This is a genomic window from Acinetobacter sp. HA (assembly GCF_000264725.1).
Lineage (GTDB): Bacteria > Pseudomonadota > Gammaproteobacteria > Pseudomonadales > Moraxellaceae > Acinetobacter > Acinetobacter schindleri.
In genome coordinates this window covers 1-18508 of sequence record NZ_AJXD01000014.1, presented here as the reverse complement: position 1 = coordinate 18508, position 18508 = coordinate 1, and the positions used below count along the sequence as shown (strand labels likewise).

Here is an 18508-nt window from a genome sequence, read left to right as displayed (position 1 = left end):
CTCAGTTCCAAGTTGTAGATTCCAGCGATTAAATTGAATCTCAAACCAAGTCTTTTACCTCTATTTCGATAACGCTCAGCAAGGATTTTGAAGGTTTTCAGGCTGCCAAATACATGCTCAATTCCGATTCTTCTTTTATTGATTTCTTGATTATAGATTTTCAATTCAGGATCCAATTTACAATGTCTTTTGGCTTTTAAGGGCAACAGGCTATTCGGATACAACACATAAATCCCCTGATAGCCTTTATCTGCAAGGATAAAAGCCCCAAAAGGAATCTGGTTTAAATTGCGTTTGAACAACTCGAAATCATGCACTGCACCGCGACTGGTACATAAACTCAGAATTTGCTGAGTTTTGTAGTGAATCATGGCCTGTACTTTAAAGGTATGGGTCTTTTTCTTGCCGCTATAGCTTTTCTTCTGTTTTTTTAGGCCTTTGGATTGGAATTTCCGTGGCATCCACGATCACAACATTCCAGTCGATGCCTTCGCCCTCGGGTAAATCTTTGGGTAAATTAAACAGATTGGACTGAATCAGACAATCTTCAACATGACGGACAATTCTTGAGGCTGTGGGCTCTGAAACCCCGTAACTCGTCGCAACGTGAAATAAGGTTCGGTATTCCCGCCAATAGCTCAGACAGAGCAGAACCTGATCCTCCAGGCTTAACTTGGGCGGTCTGCCTTTGGCAGAGACATGCTTCTGCAATTGCTCAACCATCAAATAGAAAGTTGACCATGAGATGCCTGTGTATCGCTTGAACTGAGGATCAGAGAGCTTGTTTGAATCGATGTATTTCATCCGCAGATTATGCACGAATGCCAAGAAATCCGGAGTGCAAATATTAACCAAAAAGAAGATCGTTTTTTGATTTATGAAAGAGATCTATTGTTTTTATATTATGCATCAGTCTATCAAATTGCTATAAAAGAAAATGCAGTTGCATCGACGCTATCAAATATGTATGTAGTGGCAGCTACACTATTTACACCGATAGCAGCTTTGATATTCGTAAAAGACTGGAAAGAACAGCATAATAAAAATTTAGAAACGGATTTTGTTAAAACCGCTTTAGGTCATTTACGAAAAGTTGAGATACTCGAAAAACAAGTAAATATTGCCGTATCTGAGCTCCGTAATGAATGGAAAGAAGAAGACTTTGGACATTCATTTTTAGCTTTAAAAAATATTGATAGACAAGAATTATCTCAACAGTCATTTTTACTTTTAGAGTCGTTAAAAGAATTAGAGATTTTAACTAAAGACCCAGAGATTTCTATTATTGTTGAAACATATCAGGATTTTAATTTCGTATATGTACTTACTTTAGGTATGATAGGTTTAGTTGTAGATCGAGATAACTTTAAAGGCGATGAATCTAATTTTAATGATTTAAAAGAAATACTGAATATATCGGCACCTACTAAAAATGTGAAAATTGCCAATAAAAAATTATATGAAATTTTTGTTGGGACGGTTGAGTTAGGGATTAAATTAAAATTATTTATTTTATTAAAAGCAAAATAAAAAAGCAGCCTAAGCTGCTTTTTAAATCACTTATCTTTTGGCTCAGGCGGTGTTAACCCAAACTGCAAATACGCCATATTGGTAGCAATACGACCACGCGCAGTTCGCATGACATAACCTTGCTGAATCAAATAAGGCTCAATCACATCTTCAAGCGTGCCTGAGTCTTCCGCCATGGCTGCAGCTAAAGCTTCAACACCTGCAGGACCACCATCGAAACGCTCAAGCAGCATCGACAAATAACGACGGTCAAGCGTATCTAAACCATCTTTGTCAACTTTCAGCATATCAAGCGCACGTTGTGCCATGTCTTGGGTCACTTCGCCTGTACCTTTGACTTGGGCATAATCACGCACACGACGGAGTAAACGGTTGGCAATACGTGGTGTACCACGAGAGCGACGAGCAACTTCAAGCGCACCTTCGTCGGTCATAGGCACATCCATCAAACTCGCTGAACGTTTCACAATATGGGTTAAGTCTTCAACTGAATAGAACTCTAGACGCTGCACAATCCCGAAACGGTCGCGCAGCGGAGAGGTAAGCAAACCTGCACGTGTGGTAGCAGCCACCAACGTAAATGGCGGTAAATCCAGTTTAATCGAACGTGCCGCAGGACCTTCACCAATCATGATGTCGAGTTGGTAATCTTCCATCGCTGGGTAAAGAATTTCTTCAATGACGGGTGAAAGACGATGAATTTCATCAATAAATAAAACGTCACCTTCCTCTAAGTTGGTCAGCATGGCCGCCAAGTCACCTGCACGCTCTAAAACTGGGCCAGAAGTGGATTTGAGATTACCACCCATTTCACGTGCAATAATATTGGCCAGCGTGGTCTTGCCCAGACCGGGAGGACCAAAGATCAGGGTATGATCAAGGGCTTCTTCACGGCCACGGGCTGCACCTATAAAGATTTCCATTTGCTCACGAACCACTGGCTGACCAATGTAGTCATCGAGGGAGGTTGGGCGAATCGCACGATCAAACTGATCTTCGGGTTTTTCAGAACCACTGATGAGACGGTCTTGCATATCTATTAACTTAATCTCTTTATTGAAGCTGTTTGATGCTGCGGAAACAGCCTCAAATAATGATTTATGTTTAGCTGCCATTGTGTAGGCGTTGTTTTACTTTTGAAAGATCAAAAGTAACAAAAATCTTTTGTTGAGTTGAGGGTACGTCCTGAACAGGTTTTAAGCACTGCTTTAAAACCTAGTGCAAGACAACTCAACTGGCGACATCCATGTCGCGAGTAATTTATATAAATAAGAGAATAAACAAACTTATTTAACATTAAGTCATTTTCCTATTATTTATTCATCGACTTTAATGCCGCACGGATAATATCACTGGCTTCAGTAAAATCACCTTTGGCTGCATTAACCAGTTTTTGGGCTTCCAGAGGTTTGTAACCCAATGACTGTAATGCAGCTTCCGCTTCTGCCACTGCAGAATTGCCAGTAAATTGGATTTGCTCAGTGGTAGAGTTGCTTGGTGCTGTACTTGAAGCCATGGCTTTAAAGCGGTCACGTAATTCAATCATTAAACGTTCTGCGGTTTTCTTGCCTACGCCGGGCACTTTCACCAGCGTATTCACATCTTCATGTTCAACGGTATGAATCAGCATTTCTACACTCAGGGTAGACAGAATACCAAGCGCCATTTTGGGACCAACACCGTTAACCTTTAATAAGGTGCGGAAAATAGTTTTTTCCTGTGCATTGATAAAGCCATAAAGTAACTGGGCATCTTCACGCACGGCCAAATGCGTCCAAAGGGTAATTTTCTGGCCTTTTTGCAGCTGGCAAAAAGTGGTCAGTGGCGTATCAATTTCATAACCGATACCATTTACATTCAACAAAACAGTCGGTGCTTCCAGTGCCAGCACTTCACCAATCAGACATCCAATCATTTTTTATAAATACTCAATTTCAATACGGGCATATTAGTCAGCATTCGGGCCAAAGGCAAAATACTGTAAATTAAAAAGTTGCGATTTGCCGAGATTATCAGCAAATCGTGTAAATCATTAAATTAATCCAGCTTTATTGCCATGCAGTTCCTGAGCCAGGTTGTAGGCCTGATGATCCGAAAACTTAGAAATAATATCCAGTACCTGCATGATATTGTCATAATGATCTGCATGGAACTGCGCACCTGAACGGTTCAGAATCGCCATCAGGCGCTGTTCCTTGAAGCTCAAATTTTTATGAGGTGTGGTCAGTGGAATAAAGGCATCCAGAATGGTTTGCAGACTCTGATGGGCAATAATTTCCAGACCGGCTTTTTGCGGATGTTCAAAGATTTTGTCTCTCGCCAGTTCTTTGGCCCGGTTAATCCCAATCTCTATGTCTGAACTGCAATAACCTAGCAATGAGCCTTTTAGCTGGCCCATCAGAATTTCCTGCTGGTGATGGGCAAATGCCGTCGTGACTTCAGCTACCAGACGTTTCATTACCCGGCCACGCAGGGCAGCAATTTTTTGCTGCCAGGTTGTATCCGGCATCCCGATCTCGGATGGTGTTCCATAATCCCCTAACAAGTTTAAAAATACTGGTTCTACTTCGGCATAGCTGAGCATATTCAGACTGATGCCATCTTCCAGATCAATCAGGGCATAACAGATATCATCGGCAGCTTCGAGCAGATAGGTTAGGGGATGACGACAGTAGCGATATTCACCCAGCTGTATCAGTCCAAGCTGTTCAGCAATTTCTTTTAAAATCTCTTTTTCAGATTGATAACAACCAAATTTCGGACGATGGCTGGCTGGCGTATTGCCAGTAGGATCGATGGTCTGAGAGAGCCATGGATATTTCAAGTAAGCACCTAAAGTGGCATAGGTCAAACGCATACCGCCATCGTTAGGATGATAGTCAATCTTGGTCAGCAGGCGCAGACCTTGAGCATTACCTTCAAACTGACGAACATCGGCTTCCTGCTCCGGACTTAAGTTTTTCAGGAAATCAGTATGAGAGGCATCATCAAACCATTCACGAATAGCGTATTCACCGGCATGGCCAAAAGGCGGATTACCAATATCATGTGCCAGACAGGCAGCCTGAATGATGGCACCGACATCGGCAGGAGAAATCCAGGGAGGTAACTGATCCTTGATTTTTTCCGCAGCCAGCATACCCAGGGAACGCCCAATACAGGACACTTCCAGTGAATGGGTTAAACGGGTATGAATGCCATCATGCTGAGTCAGAGGGTGGACCTGGGTTTTACGATTTAGCTGGCGAAAACTTTGCGAAAAAATAATACGATCATAGTCTTTATGGAACGGGCTACGCGCCAGTTCAGAACTTTGCTTTTTGCTGCCAATACGGACAGTGGAGAGTAATTCCAGCCAACGCATTTGAGTCATTTATCATTATTCAATCAATTCTTTAACGCATGATGCCAAAAATGGAGCTAAAAATATATGGAGTTGCGACATAAGTTGCCGTCTTAAAGTGAGATAAGAGTAAAGAGTTTTTAAAAGATGATTTTAATATTGAGATAATTCAATAGACGACAAGAAATATTTATTTTCAAATAAAAGAGAGTTTTTTAAGGTATTTGGCACACTGAAGCGAGTAAGAAGGTTTAAATCTAGATGAATTTGTTGTTGAAAAATAATACAATTTTGCGACTAAAAATAAAACTTTAACGGTTTTGATTTTTCTGCAAGAAAATGTGTTAATCTAATCGACTACATTAAATTTTTTTAACTGAAAATAAAAGTATTATTTTAAAAATCCTGATAGTTTAGCGATCAGATTTATTAATTCCTCACTAGCTGATTCCAGTATTTCACAGTAGAATATGCGCTCTCTCAAGTCACATTGTGGCATGGTTCACAAGACCATCCCGTGGAGCCAAAATCAGCATGTTTATCGTTGCCGGTGCACCTGCACATTCTTCTTTTAAGAAAACTCAACTACTTTCGCGTTTGTCGTCAATTAGTTCTGTTCAATCACTAGAAAGTCAATTTGTTTATCTTTTTGACCAAGCGCTCAACGAGCAACAACAGCAATCCGCTTTACAGCTTCTCAACGATGGTCAATCATTTGAACTGCACCAGGCTGCAAGTGATGAAATCCAGATTTTAGTCACACCGCGTGTCGGCACGATTTCGCCGTGGTCCTCGAAAGCGACTGATATTTTCAAGAATTGTAATACACCGGTTCATCGTCTTGAACGCGGTGTTTTATTTACGCTGAAGGGTGTAAAAGAGCTTTCTACAGAAGCATTACAGGTCTTGCATGACCGCATGACTGAAAGCGTATTTAATGCAATTGATGATGCGGCTGCACTATTCATCGAAACTGCGCCAAAACCTTTGAACTCGATTGATATTCTGGGTCAAGGAAAAGAAGCACTGGTAAAAGCCAATAACGAGTTTGGTTTTGCACTGTCTGATCAGGAAATTGATTATCTGACAGAAGCGTTCACTAAACTGGGCCGTAACCCGAATGACATCGAACTGATGATGTTTGCTCAGGCAAACTCTGAACACTGCCGTCATAAAATCTTTGGTTCTGAATGGACCATTGATGGTGAAGTTCAGCCATTGTCATTGTTCCAGATGATCAAAAATACCTATAAAGAATCACCAACAGACGTATTGTCAGCATATAAAGACAACGCATCCGTGATTGTTGGTTTTGATACTCAGCGTTTCTACCCAACGCAAGAAGAAAACGGTCAACACGTTTATAAATACAAGAGCCAGGCTGCTCACATCCTGATGAAAGTGGAAACCCACAACCATCCAACAGCGATTGCACCATTTGCCGGTGCAGCGACAGGTTCAGGCGGAGAAATCCGTGATGAAGGCGCGACTGGTCGTGGTGGTAAGCCAAAAGCTGGTTTAACCGGTTTCACCGTATCTAACCTGAATATTCCTGGCTTTGAACAGCCTTGGGAAGAAAACTACGGCAAACCATCACGTATGGCATCTCCACTTCAAATCATGATTGAAGGTCCATTGGGTGGTGCCGCATTCAACAATGAATTTGGTCGTCCTGCATTAAATGGTTACTTCCGTACGTTTGAACAAAATGTAAATGGTGAAGTCAAAGGCTTCCATAAGCCAATCATGATTGCCGGTGGTTACGGTAACATCCGTTCAGACCATGTTGAAAAAGATGCAATCCAGCCAGGTGATCTTCTGATTGTTCTTGGTGGTCCTGCGATGCTGATCGGTCTTGGCGGTGGTGCAGCGTCTTCTGTAGACAGCGGTAAACTTGGTGAAAACCTGGACTTCGCTTCTGTACAGCGTGAAAATCCGGAAATGGAACGCCGTTGTCAGGAAGTGATTGATACTTGCTGGCGCATGGAAGATCACAACCCGATCGTTTCAGTACACGATGTAGGTGCGGGTGGTATTTCAAATGCAATGCCTGAACTTGTGAACGATCACGAGCTTGGTGCGGTACTTGATCTGCGTAAGATTCCATCGCTTGAGCCAGGTATGTCTCCAATGGAAATCTGGTCAAACGAAGCACAAGAACGTTATGTGCTTGCGATCCGCCCGTCTTCATTAGAATTATTTGAATCAATCTGTGCACGTGAACGTTGTCCGTTTGCGGTATTGGGTGAAGCGACTGAAGCGCGTCACTTGACTGTTGAAGATCCGTTATTCGGCAACAAGCCTGTGGATATGCCAATGCAGGTGATGCTTGGCGGTACACCACGTATGAGCCGCTCATACGAAACAGCTGAACGCAAAGGCGACGACTTTGATGCGTCTAAAGTGACTGATCTGAAAGATGCGATTTATCGTGTTATTAAGAACCCAACTGTTGCCTCTAAATCATTCTTGATCACCATTGGTGACCGTTCGATTACCGGTATGGTTGCACGTGACCAGATGGTTGGTCCATGGCAAGTGCCTGTAGCGGATGCTGCAGTCACCACAACAAGCCTTGTAGGTTATACAGGTGAAGCAATGGCCATGGGTGAACGTCCACCAGTTGCATTGTTAAACCCAGCTGCATCTGCACGTTTATCTGTTGCTGAATCAATCTCGAACATTATGTCTGCCAAGATTGATCAAATTAGCGATATTAAACTATCTGCAAACTGGATGGCTGCTGCGGGTCAACCGGGTGAAGATCAAGCGTTATTTGAAGGCGTTAAAGCGATTGGTATGGAAATGTGCCCAGCATTGGGTATCGCAATTCCAGTCGGTAAAGACTCGCTTTCAATGCGTACCACCTGGAATGACGAAGGCGAAGATAAATCCGTGACTTCTCCAATGTCAGGCGTGATTACTGCATTTGCACCAGTCACTGATGTTCGTAAAACATTAACACCTGAGCTTAAAAACCTTGAGTCTGTACTGGTACGTATCGACTTGTCTAAAGGTCAATTCCGTCTTGGCGGTTCGATCCTGGCTCAGGTTTACAAAGCAATCGGTTCAGTAACTCCTGATGTTGATAGCTTCGATGACTTCAAAGCATTCTTTGCTCTGGTTCAAGACTGGAACAACCGTGGCTTAATCAAGGCGTACCATGACATCGGTGACGGTGGCTTAATCGCAACTGTTGCGGAAATGATGTTCGCTTCACGTCTAGGCGTAGCACTTGAAGAACAATCAGTTGCAGGTCTATTTGCTGAAGAAATTGGTGCAGTGCTTCAAATCGCGAAAGCAGATTGGGAAGCGTTACAAGCTGAAGTTGCAGCATCTACATTAAAAGATGCTATCAGCGTAGTTGGTACTGTGAACAATACAGACCAATTATCTGTAAATGGTCTTGTACTTGAACGTAGCGATTTGCAAGTAGCTTGGACTGAAGTTTCTCACCAAATCCAACGTTTACGTGACAACGTAGAAACTGCGGATCAGGAATTTGCATTAGTTACAGACAAAGCGCACAAAGGTTTGATTGCTCAACCGACATTCGACCTGAATGAGCAAATCGAAGCACCGTTCATTAACTCACGTCGTCCAAGCATGGCTATTCTGCGTGAGCAAGGTGTCAACGGTCATGTCGAAATGGCAGCTGCGTTCGACAAAGTTGGTTTTAGTACAGTTGACGTACACATGAGCGACCTGTTGGCAGGCCGTATCAGCCTTGATGATTTCGAAGGTCTGGTGACATGTGGTGGCTTCTCTTATGGTGACGTATTGGGTGCAGGCGGCGGCTGGGCAAAATCAGTACTCTTTAACCAGCAACTGCGTGACCAGTTTGAGAAATTCTTCAACCGCCAGGAAACCTTCTCTTTAGGTATTTGTAACGGTTGTCAGATGTTGTCTCAATTGGCTCCATTGATTCCAGGTGCGAATGCATGGCCTCGTTTCCATCGCAACAAGTCAGAAGTATTTGAAGCGCGTAGCGTAAACGTTCGTGTAGAGAAATCTCATTCTGTATTGCTTGAAGGTATGGAAGGCTCAATCCTGCCAATCGCTGTGGCTCATGGTGAAGGTCATGTGGTTGCATCAGCTGAAAGCATTACTGCGTTGAATGCCAATAACCAGGTAATCATGCGTTATGTAGATAGCCAGGGTAATGCAACTGAGCAATATCCATTGAACCCGAACGGTTCGCCTGAAGGTATCTCTGGTGTGACCTCTAAAGATGGTCGTGCAACGATCCTGATGCCACACCCTGAGCGTAACTTCCGTGCAATCCAGCATTCTTGGAAACCAGAAGACTGGGATCAGGATGGTGCTTGGTTACGTATGTTCCGTAATGCGCGTAAGTTCATTGGCTAATCTGATTTAGCTTCAAAAAATGGGTCGCAGTAGCGACCCTTTTTTATAATTTGAACTTATGGGAAATTAGTAAAACTAGAAAAATCATTTACTTTTGTTTAGACTAGCTTCATCAATTGCCACCAGTGGGTGGCTTTTTGCTTTTTCAGTATTTTGAAATATTTTTTAATCTCTCACTGAACTGGTTTGGATTTTGCTTTTATATAGGTATAGAGGTGATATTGTGTAATTTATGCACAATATATATGCACTTTAAAGCAAAGATGATATAGATCATTTCAGTATCAACACTCATGTATGAGGTGATGACATGGCTAAAACATTCAGAATAATAGATAGAACGGAACTACGTCAGAAAGGTTGGTGGTTATTTGGTTTTATTGTTGGTTTACAGGTGCTATTTTTGCTAGGCAGTTATTTGCTACAGGGTTCTTGATCATCAGATTTAATAAAAGCCACCGAGAGGTGGCTTTTTTCATTTTTGATTTTATGTGTGTATTACTTTTAATGAAGCGTCTTGGTTACTTTGAAGAATGAGAAATATATTCCGTAAAGTAACCAAAATCCTTTGTTAGCCTGATGGGCATCTATGTCCTACGAGTTGACGAGTGGCATCTATGCCGTAGGGTATTTTTAAAATAATGAGATATTAGGGAAAAGATGTATAATCTTAATGATCGACAACTATAATTCTTTTACCACTAATAAAGAAAAACCACCCGAAGGTGGCTCTTTATCTCTAAACAGTTAATTGAATCTGTTTCAACACCGCCTTCAGTGTATTCACAAAATCAAACTGATCATTGGTACTGTCCTGATAACGCCATGCGACATAACCATCCGGACGAACCAGAATTGCACCAGAGTCATGAATTTCAGACTTGGCATTCCAGGTGCCATACACATCGCGGTAGTCACGTGAACCGATTTGAATTACATCCAAATAAGGTAAGTTCAGTGATTCGGTCGCCTGTTTCCAGCCTTTACCCGATAAACCAGTCAGCAGGGTAAAACGACCTTTACCGGTAAGAGTGGACTGCATTGGTATTAACCAGCCAGGTATGTGGCACTTTAGCACCCCGACGTGTTGTTGCTTGCAGATAAAGCTGCTGATCACGCTCAAATCTTTCAGGCTCAGCTTCGCTAATGACTGCATTGGAGGTATAGCGCTGATTTAACTCTACACCTTGCGCATTAAACTCATAATTTTTAACTGCCAATGCTTTAAACAGCTTTTGACGGATTTCAGCACCTTGCTCATCTTCAGCAAAGATACGTTTCAGCATTTGTTTTTGTGTGGTCACGCCTTGATCAAAACCAAAGACTTCTTTCAGGTATTTATAGTCAAAACGTGACTGGTTCGCACGCGCCACAATCTGCTTGCCCACAGGTGCACGTTCAGTTGTATAGGAATCCAGCAGGGAAGGCGCAGCCCAGCCCTTGACTGCATAAGCCAGTTTCCAGCCCAGGTTAAAGGCATCCTGCATACAGGTATTTGAACCTAAACCACTGGATGGTGGATGACGATGCACTGCATCTCCGCCACAGAACACACGGCCTTTGGAATATTCGGTTGCCCAGGTCTGGTTCACATACCAGTAAGACAGTTTTTGAATTTCGACATCTTCTACTTCAGCACCAACAAATGTATTGAGACGTGCTCGAACCTGTTCTTCACTGACTTGTGGCTCACCTTTGGAAATGTCAAAGCCCCAGCCCATAATCCATTCATTCCATGGTGTGATGGCACGCAGTAAGCCCATACCAAGATCACCAAAACTCGCTTCCGGATTGACAATCCATTGCAGGATAGCAGGGCGGTGCTGCACATATTTAGTCAAATCAGCCTTAAAGGTCACATACACTGTACCGGCACGGGCCATGACACCTTCCAATGGCAAACCAAGTTGTTCCAGTACTCGTGACTTGGCACCATCCATACCGACCAGATATTTCGCTCTTAAGCTAAATTCAGTATTGGTAATCCGGTTCAGGAAAGTTGCTGTGACGCCATCTTCATCCTGTACATGAGAGAGATATTCAGTATTAAAGTTATAAACGGCGCCACGTTCACCCGCATTCTTCACCAGTAAAGCTTCCATTTTTGGCTGAATCAGATCAACCAGTGGGCATGGACTGCCTTTGATATAGTCACCATGACGTTCATCACCGGTACCCCAGGCACTCATGCGCGCAATTTCTTCGCCAACCAAGCTGGTAGTAATCAGGCTTTCACCCATTTGTTCCCAAGGTGTAGCAATTTCTTTGACCTGTTCTTCAATTCCTAAATCACGTAATACCTCCATGGCACGTTGGTTAGTAATATGTGCGCGTGGACTATTGGCCAGCCAGCTAAACTGGGTAAACAGTTGTACCTTGATACCATAGTTGGCCAAAGCCAAACCCAATGTTGAACCTGCAGGACCGGTACCAATGATCAAAACATCAGTGTCATAATGCTGTGTCATACAAGACTCCATGTATATGCGTGAAGAACAAGCGATCTATATGGTCATGCAGTCTAGTCAAACAGGATCTGTTCATATAGCGATATTCATATAAACTATCGACCTATTCTTATTTGCAATGCGCGGGTCATAATCTTAAGATGCTGACCTGATCAGAAACCGGGCAGCTTATGGAACTTCGACATTTACGCTATTTTATGACTGTGGCGCAGCAACAAAGTTTTACCAAGGCTGCCGAAAAGCTGTTTACCGCTCAACCGTCATTAAGCCAGCAAATTAAGGATCTGGAACAGGAAGTTGGAGTAAATCTGTTTGATCGTTCATCCAGAAAAGTCAAACTTACCGATGAAGGGCGGGCTTTTCTGATCTATGCGGAAAAAGCATTAGAAAATGCCAAGCTGGCAGTGGCAGCAGCACGCCAGGTCGCACAGCAGAAAAATAATCAGATTCATATTGGCTTTCTGAATGTTGCAGAAATCAAGGTGATGCCTCAGATTCTGGCGCAGCTTAAAAAAACCATGCCGGACTTAAAAATTCACTTACATAGCCTGACCTGTATGGAGCAGATTCAGCGGCTAAAAAATGCTGAACTGGATTTATGTATTACCCGTTTTCATCTGGATCATCCAGATTTTGACAATATTCATTTATTGACCGAACAGATTTACTTGCTAGCTGCTCAGCATTTGCATCCCACAGATCGAATCCTGAAATTACAGGAACTGAAAAATCAGAATATAATTATGTGTGAGCAGAATGCTTCACCCGTATTTTATGAAAAGCTGGATCAGTTGCTCAATATTGATCAACTCGAACATGAGCAGCTACTGTGGGTGACCAATGTGTTGCAACATATCAATCTGACCAATATGGGGATGGGTTTTAGTTTTGCTCCTGAGTATTTGCTGAGATTTTTGAATGATCATGTGAAAATCATCCAGACGGATCAGGTGCTCCCAAAACTAGGCTTGTATGCAACATTTAACAAGAATTCTCAAAATCCTGCATTGAAGATAATTACCCAAGCCCTTAAAAATACAATAAATATCTGAATTTCAGGAAGGAATATATGTTAAAGCTGATTTATTACGTACCGGACGAAAACTTGGAAGATACTAAAAATGCAGTGTTTGCAGCAGGAGGCGGTGGCATTGGGGAATATACCAATTGCGCTTGGCAGGTTTTGGGAACCGGACAGTTTAAGCCGCAAGAAGGTGCAGATCCTCATATTGGTGAAGTCGGTCAACTGGAACAGGTAGAGGAATGGCGGGTAGAAATTCTGGTGCCAGATGAAAAGGCAGTCAAGGTCGCTAAAGCCTTAAAAGAAAGCCATCCTTATGAAGAGCCGGCTTTTGAGTTTATCCAGCTGCTGGATATTAAAGTCTAAACTCAAAGTATTATTCATATCATATTCATTACGGCGTGTTCATCCTGGCGCGCCGTCAGTCTACATTTAAAAAACAGTCAAACTGCTTTTGTTATTATAAAATTTGCCATAGCACTCCAGATAAAAAATACAATAAGGAAAATAACAATGCATTGGCCAAAACCGCTGAGCAGAATGCTCAAAAATACGCTTAGTAAATCCATTCAATACAGTGCAGAAATTCTGCATAGTCGTATTCTCTATTCCAATGATAATCCTTATCTGGATAGTATATTTGCCCCGCAACGGCAGGAGCATTTCTCTACTCAACTCATGGTAGAAGGACAGATTCCGGTAGAACTCGATGGTGCACTAATGCGGATTGGCCCAAATCCAATTCTGGTCAAAAATCCCAGAAATTATCATTGGTTCACTGGCGATGGCATGATTCATGCCTTGAGACTGAAAGGCGGTAAGGCACATTGGTATAAGAGCAGTTACGTCGGAGTTGCCAGCGTGCAGAAGAAACTTCACCGACCACTGATTCCAGGCAAAACGCGAGGTGTTGCTGATGCCGTGAATACCAATGTCATTAACTTTGCTGGAAAAATCTGGGCTTTAGTTGAAGCGGGTGCTTATCCAGTTGAAGTCAATAGTAAGCTGGAATCCGAACGACATCATCTTTTTAAAAATGAAGAGGATTTACCATTCACAGCTCATCCGCATGTTGATCCCGAAACAGGGGATATTCATGCAGTTTGCTATGATGCCTTGAGCCAAAATAAAGTTTTTTATCTGCATATAGATTCGCACGGTAAATTAAAACACCAGGTCGAGTTTCCAGTGAAACATGGACCGATGATTCATGATTGTGCTATTACCAAATCTCAGGTGCTGATTCTGGATCTGAATGTGAATTTCTCGGTTCGCAGTGCTTTAAAAGGTTCAATGCTGCCTTATCAATGGAATCCAAAACGACAGGCACGTATAGGTGTATTACCTTTTGGTGGCAAAGTCACTGACATGCGCTGGTATGAGATTGATCCCTGTTTTATTTTTCATACCGTGAATGCCTATGATCTGAATACTGGCGATATAGTGATGGATGCGGTAGTGCACTCCAAAGCATTGATCCGCTCGATTCAGGGACCGATTGAAGATCAGGATATACGACTAGAGCGCTTTATTTTTGAACAAGGAACAGGAAAAGTGACACGAACCGTATTATCAAATATCAAGCAGGAATTTCCACGGATTAATGAAGCATTTATTGGGCGACAGTATCGTTATATCTATAGTATTTATTTTGGTGAATTTGATGATCCTTCCCATGTCAGCAGCAATACGGTGATGTGTTTTAATTTAAGAACCAGAACCACAGAAAGTTATTCCTTTGGAGAAAACTGGGTCACTGGTGAGGCAGTCTTTGTCGCACGGGAAAATGCTCAGGCAGAAAATGATGGATGGTTAATGTCTTATATCCATGCTTTAGATTGTAGCCCCTCGAAAGTGGTAATTCTGGATGCCCAGCATATTACAGAAGGACCCATTGCAACGATTCATTTACCAGTTCGGGTGCCGGTCGGATTTCATTGTAACTGGATTGATTATCGGAAATTAAGAGCGAACTATTCTTAAAAAATGATTTAGCATCGACTTGTATTTGCTCTAAATAGATTTCTTCCTTTTCGCCATCCGCGTATCAAATATTATTTCTTTTCAAAATAGTAGTGAATTTACATTGAGGTGACATGGATGTCACCTGCCAGACAGAGGTTCAAGGATGAACCTTCTGTCTGGCAATGGCTTTGGTTACTTTGGCCTGTCAAAGTAACGAAAATGCCTACGCGTATATCAGTTAATTTAAGAAAACAGTCGAGGCCGTGATATTCATTCAATAAACGTACTTAAATCTTCTGAATAAACAACTCACGATCAAAACGGTACTGCGGGAAGAATACCCCATCTTTAGCACGTTCACCTGCACCAATCACCATGACTGGATACTGTTCGTCATTTAATTCCAGAATTTCACGAACCATGGGCTCATCGAAGCCTTCCATCATACAGCTATCAAAACCATAAGCGCGTAAAGCTAAAACCAGATTTTCACAAGCCAGCGCCGTGGTTTTAGTCGCCCATAGTTTTGCATCAGCGGGGCTGAAAGCAGAAACTGGCATTTGCTTATCCAGAGTACGGGCTACTTTGAAAGCGACTTTCTTAAAGTTACCAAAGGCATTCAGATAACCTGTCTTGTAGTTATAGGGAATGTACTTATAGTACTTTTTGATTGCTGGAGGCGCCTCAGGAAATGGAAACTCACTAATATTCAGTTTCGCCATTTCATCAATGCGGTCAGTACGTGCAATACAAACAATCAGTTCAGAAGCCGTTTTAGCGGCCAGCTGGCTCATGCAGGTTTTCACCAGATGCTTTTTCTTGGATGGGTTCTGCACAACATAAAATGTCCATGGCTGCAGATTTGATGAATTTGGTGCCAGTAGTGCCAGATCCAGACAGGCATCTAATACCTCGGCAGGGATTGGTTTTTTGGTAAATTTACGCACTGATCGGCGGCTTTCAATGACCTTGCGAAAATTCTCTACATCAATATCCTGTGGTGCCGGCTCGTAATAACGCGTCTTGTCAGGATTTGAACTATCAGTTGTTTGAGAAGTCGTTTGGGAGTTTTCATTTGTCATAAGCTGGATTCTTTCAAAAATATAAAAGATTGAGGCAGTCTAAACTGCCTCAATTAAAAGATAAGTTTCAGAATTAGTTGAATTGTGTGAAATCAGGTTTACGTTTTTGCATAAAGGCTTGAACCGCTTCCAGCATTTCTGGCGAGCCTACACGCTGCATGAAAATTTCTGCTTCATGGTCAATCCATTCCACAATTTCATTCACATTGTGTTTCATCAAGGCTTTAGATTGCACCAGTGATGCCAATGGCAGGGCAGAGAGCTGGGCAGCTTGTGCTGCTGCTTTGGTGTAAACATCTTCTTCAATGCTATTCACCAGACCTGCGTCGAGTGCTTTTTCACTATTGAATTTTTGCGCAGTCAGCAATAATTCGGCGGCTTTATGATAACCCGCCTGCTGAATCAACAGCTTGCTTGAAGCGCCTTCAGGCGATAGACCCAGACTGACAAATGGAATCTGGAACAGAGCAGTATTGTCACTATAGACCAGATCACAATGCAATAAGATCGTCACACCAATGCCGATTGCAACACCACGCACGGCTGCAATCAATGGCTTGGAAAATTTTGCAGCAGATTTCAGTAAAACAAACGGTGGGCCTTCAGCGGCGGGTGCCTGACCTTTCTTCGCAGCAGATTTCATAAAATCCTGCATATCATTGCCCGCACTAAAGTCTGCATCCTGACCACGTAATACAACTACACGAACTTCAGGCGCCCGATCAGCTTCATCTAAAGCTTTCGCAATCCAGAGATACAGCTCGCTATATAACGCATTTTTCGCTTCAGGACGGTGAATGGCTAAGGTCAGTATGCCATTGTCTAAATTCGCATTTAAATGCTGATGTGGTTGTTGAATACAGCTCAGTGTCATCGTACTATCCTTGCTTTATTAATATGAATTTATTGGCGCTTATTATGTCGTAAAAATTTGCCTACGACATAACTGATGCGTTCATAAAAGTAAGATGTGCTATGAAATATAAATTTGATTATCTGGTTTTTATTGGTCGCTTCCAGCCTTTTCATCTGGCACATATGCAAACCATTAAAATTGCTTTGCAGCAAAGCCAGCAGGTGATTCTGGCTTTAGGATCAGCGCAGCAGGAACGTAATATTAAAAACCCATTTCTGGCCTCTGAACGTGAAGAAATGATCTTGTCGAATTTTTCCGAAGCAGATCAGAAGCGTATTAAATTCGTACATGTCATTGATGTCTATAATGATGAAAAATGGCAAAAACTGGTAAAATTACTGGTTGCAGGAGTGGCAGAGCTAAATGCTAAAGTTGGTCTGATTGGACATTTTAAAGATGAGTCCTCTTATTATTTAAGACTGTTCCCAGAATGGGAAATGGTGGAACTAGACAGTCTAGTCGGTGCCATTTCAGCAACACCATTACGGGAAGCCTATTATCGTGGTGACATTATGGAATCAGCATTTCCTTTAGGAACCAGCGAGTTTTTACATAAGTTTAAAAATACTGAGACTTATCAACAATTGGCACACAAGTTTAAAACGAATGATAAAACGAATCTGAGCTAAAACTGTTTTAAGGTGAGGAGTTCATTTGATTGTTAGGGAGCAACACAATGAATCTTATCCTAAAAAATATAGCCTATGCAGGATGCCTTTCAGTAGTAAGTATATCAGCAGCCTCTGCCAGCTGGAGCTTGACGCCTAAAAGTAGCGTGGGTTTTAGTATTAATTCATTGGGTTTGACTGTCGTAAAGGGAAGTTTTCAGCAATTCCAAGCCTCGATGCAGTTTGATCCTCAAAAACCACAACAGGCTTCAACTGAATTTACCATGCAGGTAGATAGTCTACAGCTGTCCAAGCCAAGTCTAAAAAATATGATTATGGGTGAAGATCTGTTTGATGCTTCACGTTATAAAACTGTGAATTTTAAAAGTACCCAGTTTAAACCAAATGGAACGAACCGCTATCAGGTATTGGGTAATTTGACTTTACGGGGTGTGACGCGTCCAGTGGTTTTTGATACCACGCTAATACCAAATAAAACCAACCCGAATTTACTTGATGTGAATTCGAAAACAGTGATTAACCGTTCAGATTTCGGTATGAAAAAAGCCACAGCTGGTGTAGGTGAAAAGGTCAATATTCATCTGATCGGGCAGTGGAAAGCCTCATAATTTAGCTGTTCATTTATTTGAACGTGGCAGAGCAGTCTAAATTGGAATGGGATAATTTAAATGTTGCTCTGCCTGTTCTAGAATAGTTTGGGTGAGTTGTTGTAAAGCTGGTGACTGCTGTTTCCAGGGATGCCAATACAGTTTCACATCTGTTCTGCATTCTGGAAGGATTTCTAGCAAAGTGTTTTGTTGAAACCGATCTGCAATCTGATAATCCGGCACCAGACCATAACCCAGTCCGGCAAAGACTGCTTCTGCAAAAGCAGTCGAAGAAGGAATAGAGTAAGAAGGATAGCTTGGTTGAGAAAGACCGTAATGAGTCAGTCAAGCTTTACCATGCATGTGATCCTGATCATAATCGTAGGAGCCTTACGTAGAGACTCGCGATGGATGCCTTGACCAAACCATCGCTGAAAAAATGCAGGTGTCGCTTCCATTCTATGACGCATAGCACCAATCAGTTGAGCCTGACAGCCTTTCATGGCTTGTTGCTGTGAACTGATATCTTGATGTACTGATTGCGATGGTAATGTGGGGAATTACAGTATCCCTGATCTTTGTTTGAGTGATAAAAAAAT

At 42.3% G+C, this 18508-nt stretch carries 16 protein-coding genes and 1 pseudogene; 8 read left to right on the top strand and 9 right to left on the bottom strand.

Features of this window, described 5'->3' with window-relative positions; genetic code table 11:
- Together HADU_RS15795 and HADU_RS15730 are read right to left on the bottom strand one after the other, a co-directional pair.
- Window positions 1-461 (bottom strand): IS5/IS1182 family transposase (locus HADU_RS15795; RefSeq protein ID WP_008303708.1); only part of this gene is annotated, 461 nt, incomplete at its 3' end.
- Complete coding sequence (locus HADU_RS15730) at window positions 409-804, bottom strand: transposase family protein (RefSeq protein ID WP_076753095.1); 396 nt, start codon at window positions 802-804, stop codon at window positions 409-411. The genes HADU_RS15730 and HADU_RS15795, both read right to left, overlap by 53 nt.
- Window positions 805-813: 9 nt before the next feature.
- Here HADU_RS15730 and HADU_RS03770 point away from each other — a divergent pair, with 9 nt between their 5' ends.
- Window positions 814-1530, top strand: coding sequence for a hypothetical protein (locus HADU_RS03770; protein WP_008303704.1), 717 nt, complete (start codon window positions 814-816; stop codon window positions 1528-1530).
- A 26-nt stretch (window positions 1531-1556) separates the two neighbouring features.
- Here the strand turns inward: HADU_RS03770 and ruvB are convergent, their stop codons facing one another.
- The 3 genes from ruvB to HADU_RS03755 all read right to left on the bottom strand — a co-directional run bounded on the left by ruvB (window position 1557) and on the right by HADU_RS03755 (window position 4903).
- Window positions 1557-2564: a Holliday junction branch migration DNA helicase RuvB gene (gene ruvB, locus HADU_RS03765; RefSeq protein ID WP_008303702.1), complete on the bottom strand. Its 1008-nt coding sequence runs from the start codon at window positions 2562-2564 to the stop codon at window positions 1557-1559.
- A 278-nt stretch (window positions 2565-2842) separates the two neighbouring features.
- Window positions 2843-3445, bottom strand: coding sequence for a Holliday junction branch migration protein RuvA (gene ruvA, locus HADU_RS03760; protein ID WP_008303701.1), 603 nt, complete (start codon window positions 3443-3445; stop codon window positions 2843-2845).
- 117 nt (window positions 3446-3562) lie between these two features.
- The gene (locus tag HADU_RS03755) at window positions 3563-4903 is read right to left on the bottom strand and encodes a deoxyguanosinetriphosphate triphosphohydrolase (protein WP_004815127.1); all 1341 of its coding nucleotides are present in this window, start codon (window positions 4901-4903) and stop codon (window positions 3563-3565) included.
- 504 nt (window positions 4904-5407) lie between these two features.
- Between HADU_RS03755 and purL the strand changes: the two genes are divergently transcribed.
- Window positions 5408-9241: a phosphoribosylformylglycinamidine synthase gene (gene purL / locus HADU_RS03750; RefSeq protein WP_008303697.1), complete on the top strand. Its 3834-nt coding sequence runs from the start codon at window positions 5408-5410 to the stop codon at window positions 9239-9241.
- Window positions 9242-9551: 310 nt separating this feature from the next.
- Entirely contained in the window at window positions 9552-9677 is a 126-nt protein-coding gene (locus HADU_RS15990) for a KGW motif small protein (protein ID WP_264653510.1), read from the top strand.
- 303 nt (window positions 9678-9980) lie between these two features.
- Here the strand turns inward: HADU_RS15990 and HADU_RS03745 are convergent.
- A pseudogene (locus HADU_RS03745) lies at window positions 9981-11709 on the bottom strand (FAD-dependent oxidoreductase).
- A 170-nt stretch (window positions 11710-11879) separates the two neighbouring features.
- Between HADU_RS03745 and HADU_RS03740 the strand changes: the two are divergent.
- From HADU_RS03740 to HADU_RS03730, 3 genes are all read left to right on the top strand, one after another.
- On the top strand, window positions 11880-12761 hold the full coding sequence (locus HADU_RS03740) for a LysR substrate-binding domain-containing protein (protein ID WP_034592222.1): 882 nt from the start codon (window positions 11880-11882) through the stop codon (window positions 12759-12761).
- Between the two features lie 17 nt (window positions 12762-12778).
- Window positions 12779-13096: a hypothetical protein gene (locus HADU_RS03735; RefSeq protein WP_004815142.1), complete on the top strand. Its 318-nt coding sequence runs from the start codon at window positions 12779-12781 to the stop codon at window positions 13094-13096.
- Between the two features lie 147 nt (window positions 13097-13243).
- Complete coding sequence (locus HADU_RS03730) at window positions 13244-14713, top strand: carotenoid oxygenase family protein (protein ID WP_008303693.1); 1470 nt, start codon at window positions 13244-13246, stop codon at window positions 14711-14713.
- 269 nt (window positions 14714-14982) lie between these two features.
- On the opposite strand, the gene HADU_RS03725 is transcribed toward HADU_RS03730, so the two are convergent.
- Both HADU_RS03725 and HADU_RS03720 read right to left on the bottom strand, forming a co-directional pair.
- Window positions 14983-15777, bottom strand: coding sequence for a nitroreductase family protein (locus HADU_RS03725; RefSeq protein WP_008303692.1), 795 nt, complete (start codon window positions 15775-15777; stop codon window positions 14983-14985).
- Between the two features lie 73 nt (window positions 15778-15850).
- Window positions 15851-16651, bottom strand: a complete 801-nt coding sequence (locus tag HADU_RS03720) for an enoyl-CoA hydratase-related protein (RefSeq protein ID WP_008303691.1) — start codon at window positions 16649-16651, stop codon at window positions 15851-15853.
- A 101-nt stretch (window positions 16652-16752) separates the two neighbouring features.
- Between HADU_RS03720 and HADU_RS03715 the strand changes: the two genes are divergently transcribed.
- Together HADU_RS03715 and HADU_RS03710 are read left to right on the top strand one after the other, a co-directional pair.
- Window positions 16753-17322: a nicotinate-nicotinamide nucleotide adenylyltransferase gene (locus tag HADU_RS03715; RefSeq protein WP_005222785.1), complete on the top strand. Its 570-nt coding sequence runs from the start codon at window positions 16753-16755 to the stop codon at window positions 17320-17322.
- Window positions 17323-17369: 47 nt separating this feature from the next.
- Window positions 17370-17930, top strand: coding sequence for a YceI family protein (locus HADU_RS03710; RefSeq protein WP_008303686.1), 561 nt, complete (start codon window positions 17370-17372; stop codon window positions 17928-17930).
- Window positions 17931-17966: 36 nt separating this feature from the next.
- On the opposite strand, the gene HADU_RS03705 is transcribed toward HADU_RS03710, so the two are convergent.
- Window positions 17967-18167 carry a hypothetical protein gene (locus tag HADU_RS03705; protein ID WP_264653511.1) on the bottom strand — a complete coding sequence of 67 codons (201 nt, stop codon included), beginning with the start codon at window positions 18165-18167 and terminating at the stop codon, window positions 17967-17969.
- Window positions 18168-18508 lie beyond the last annotated feature (341 nt).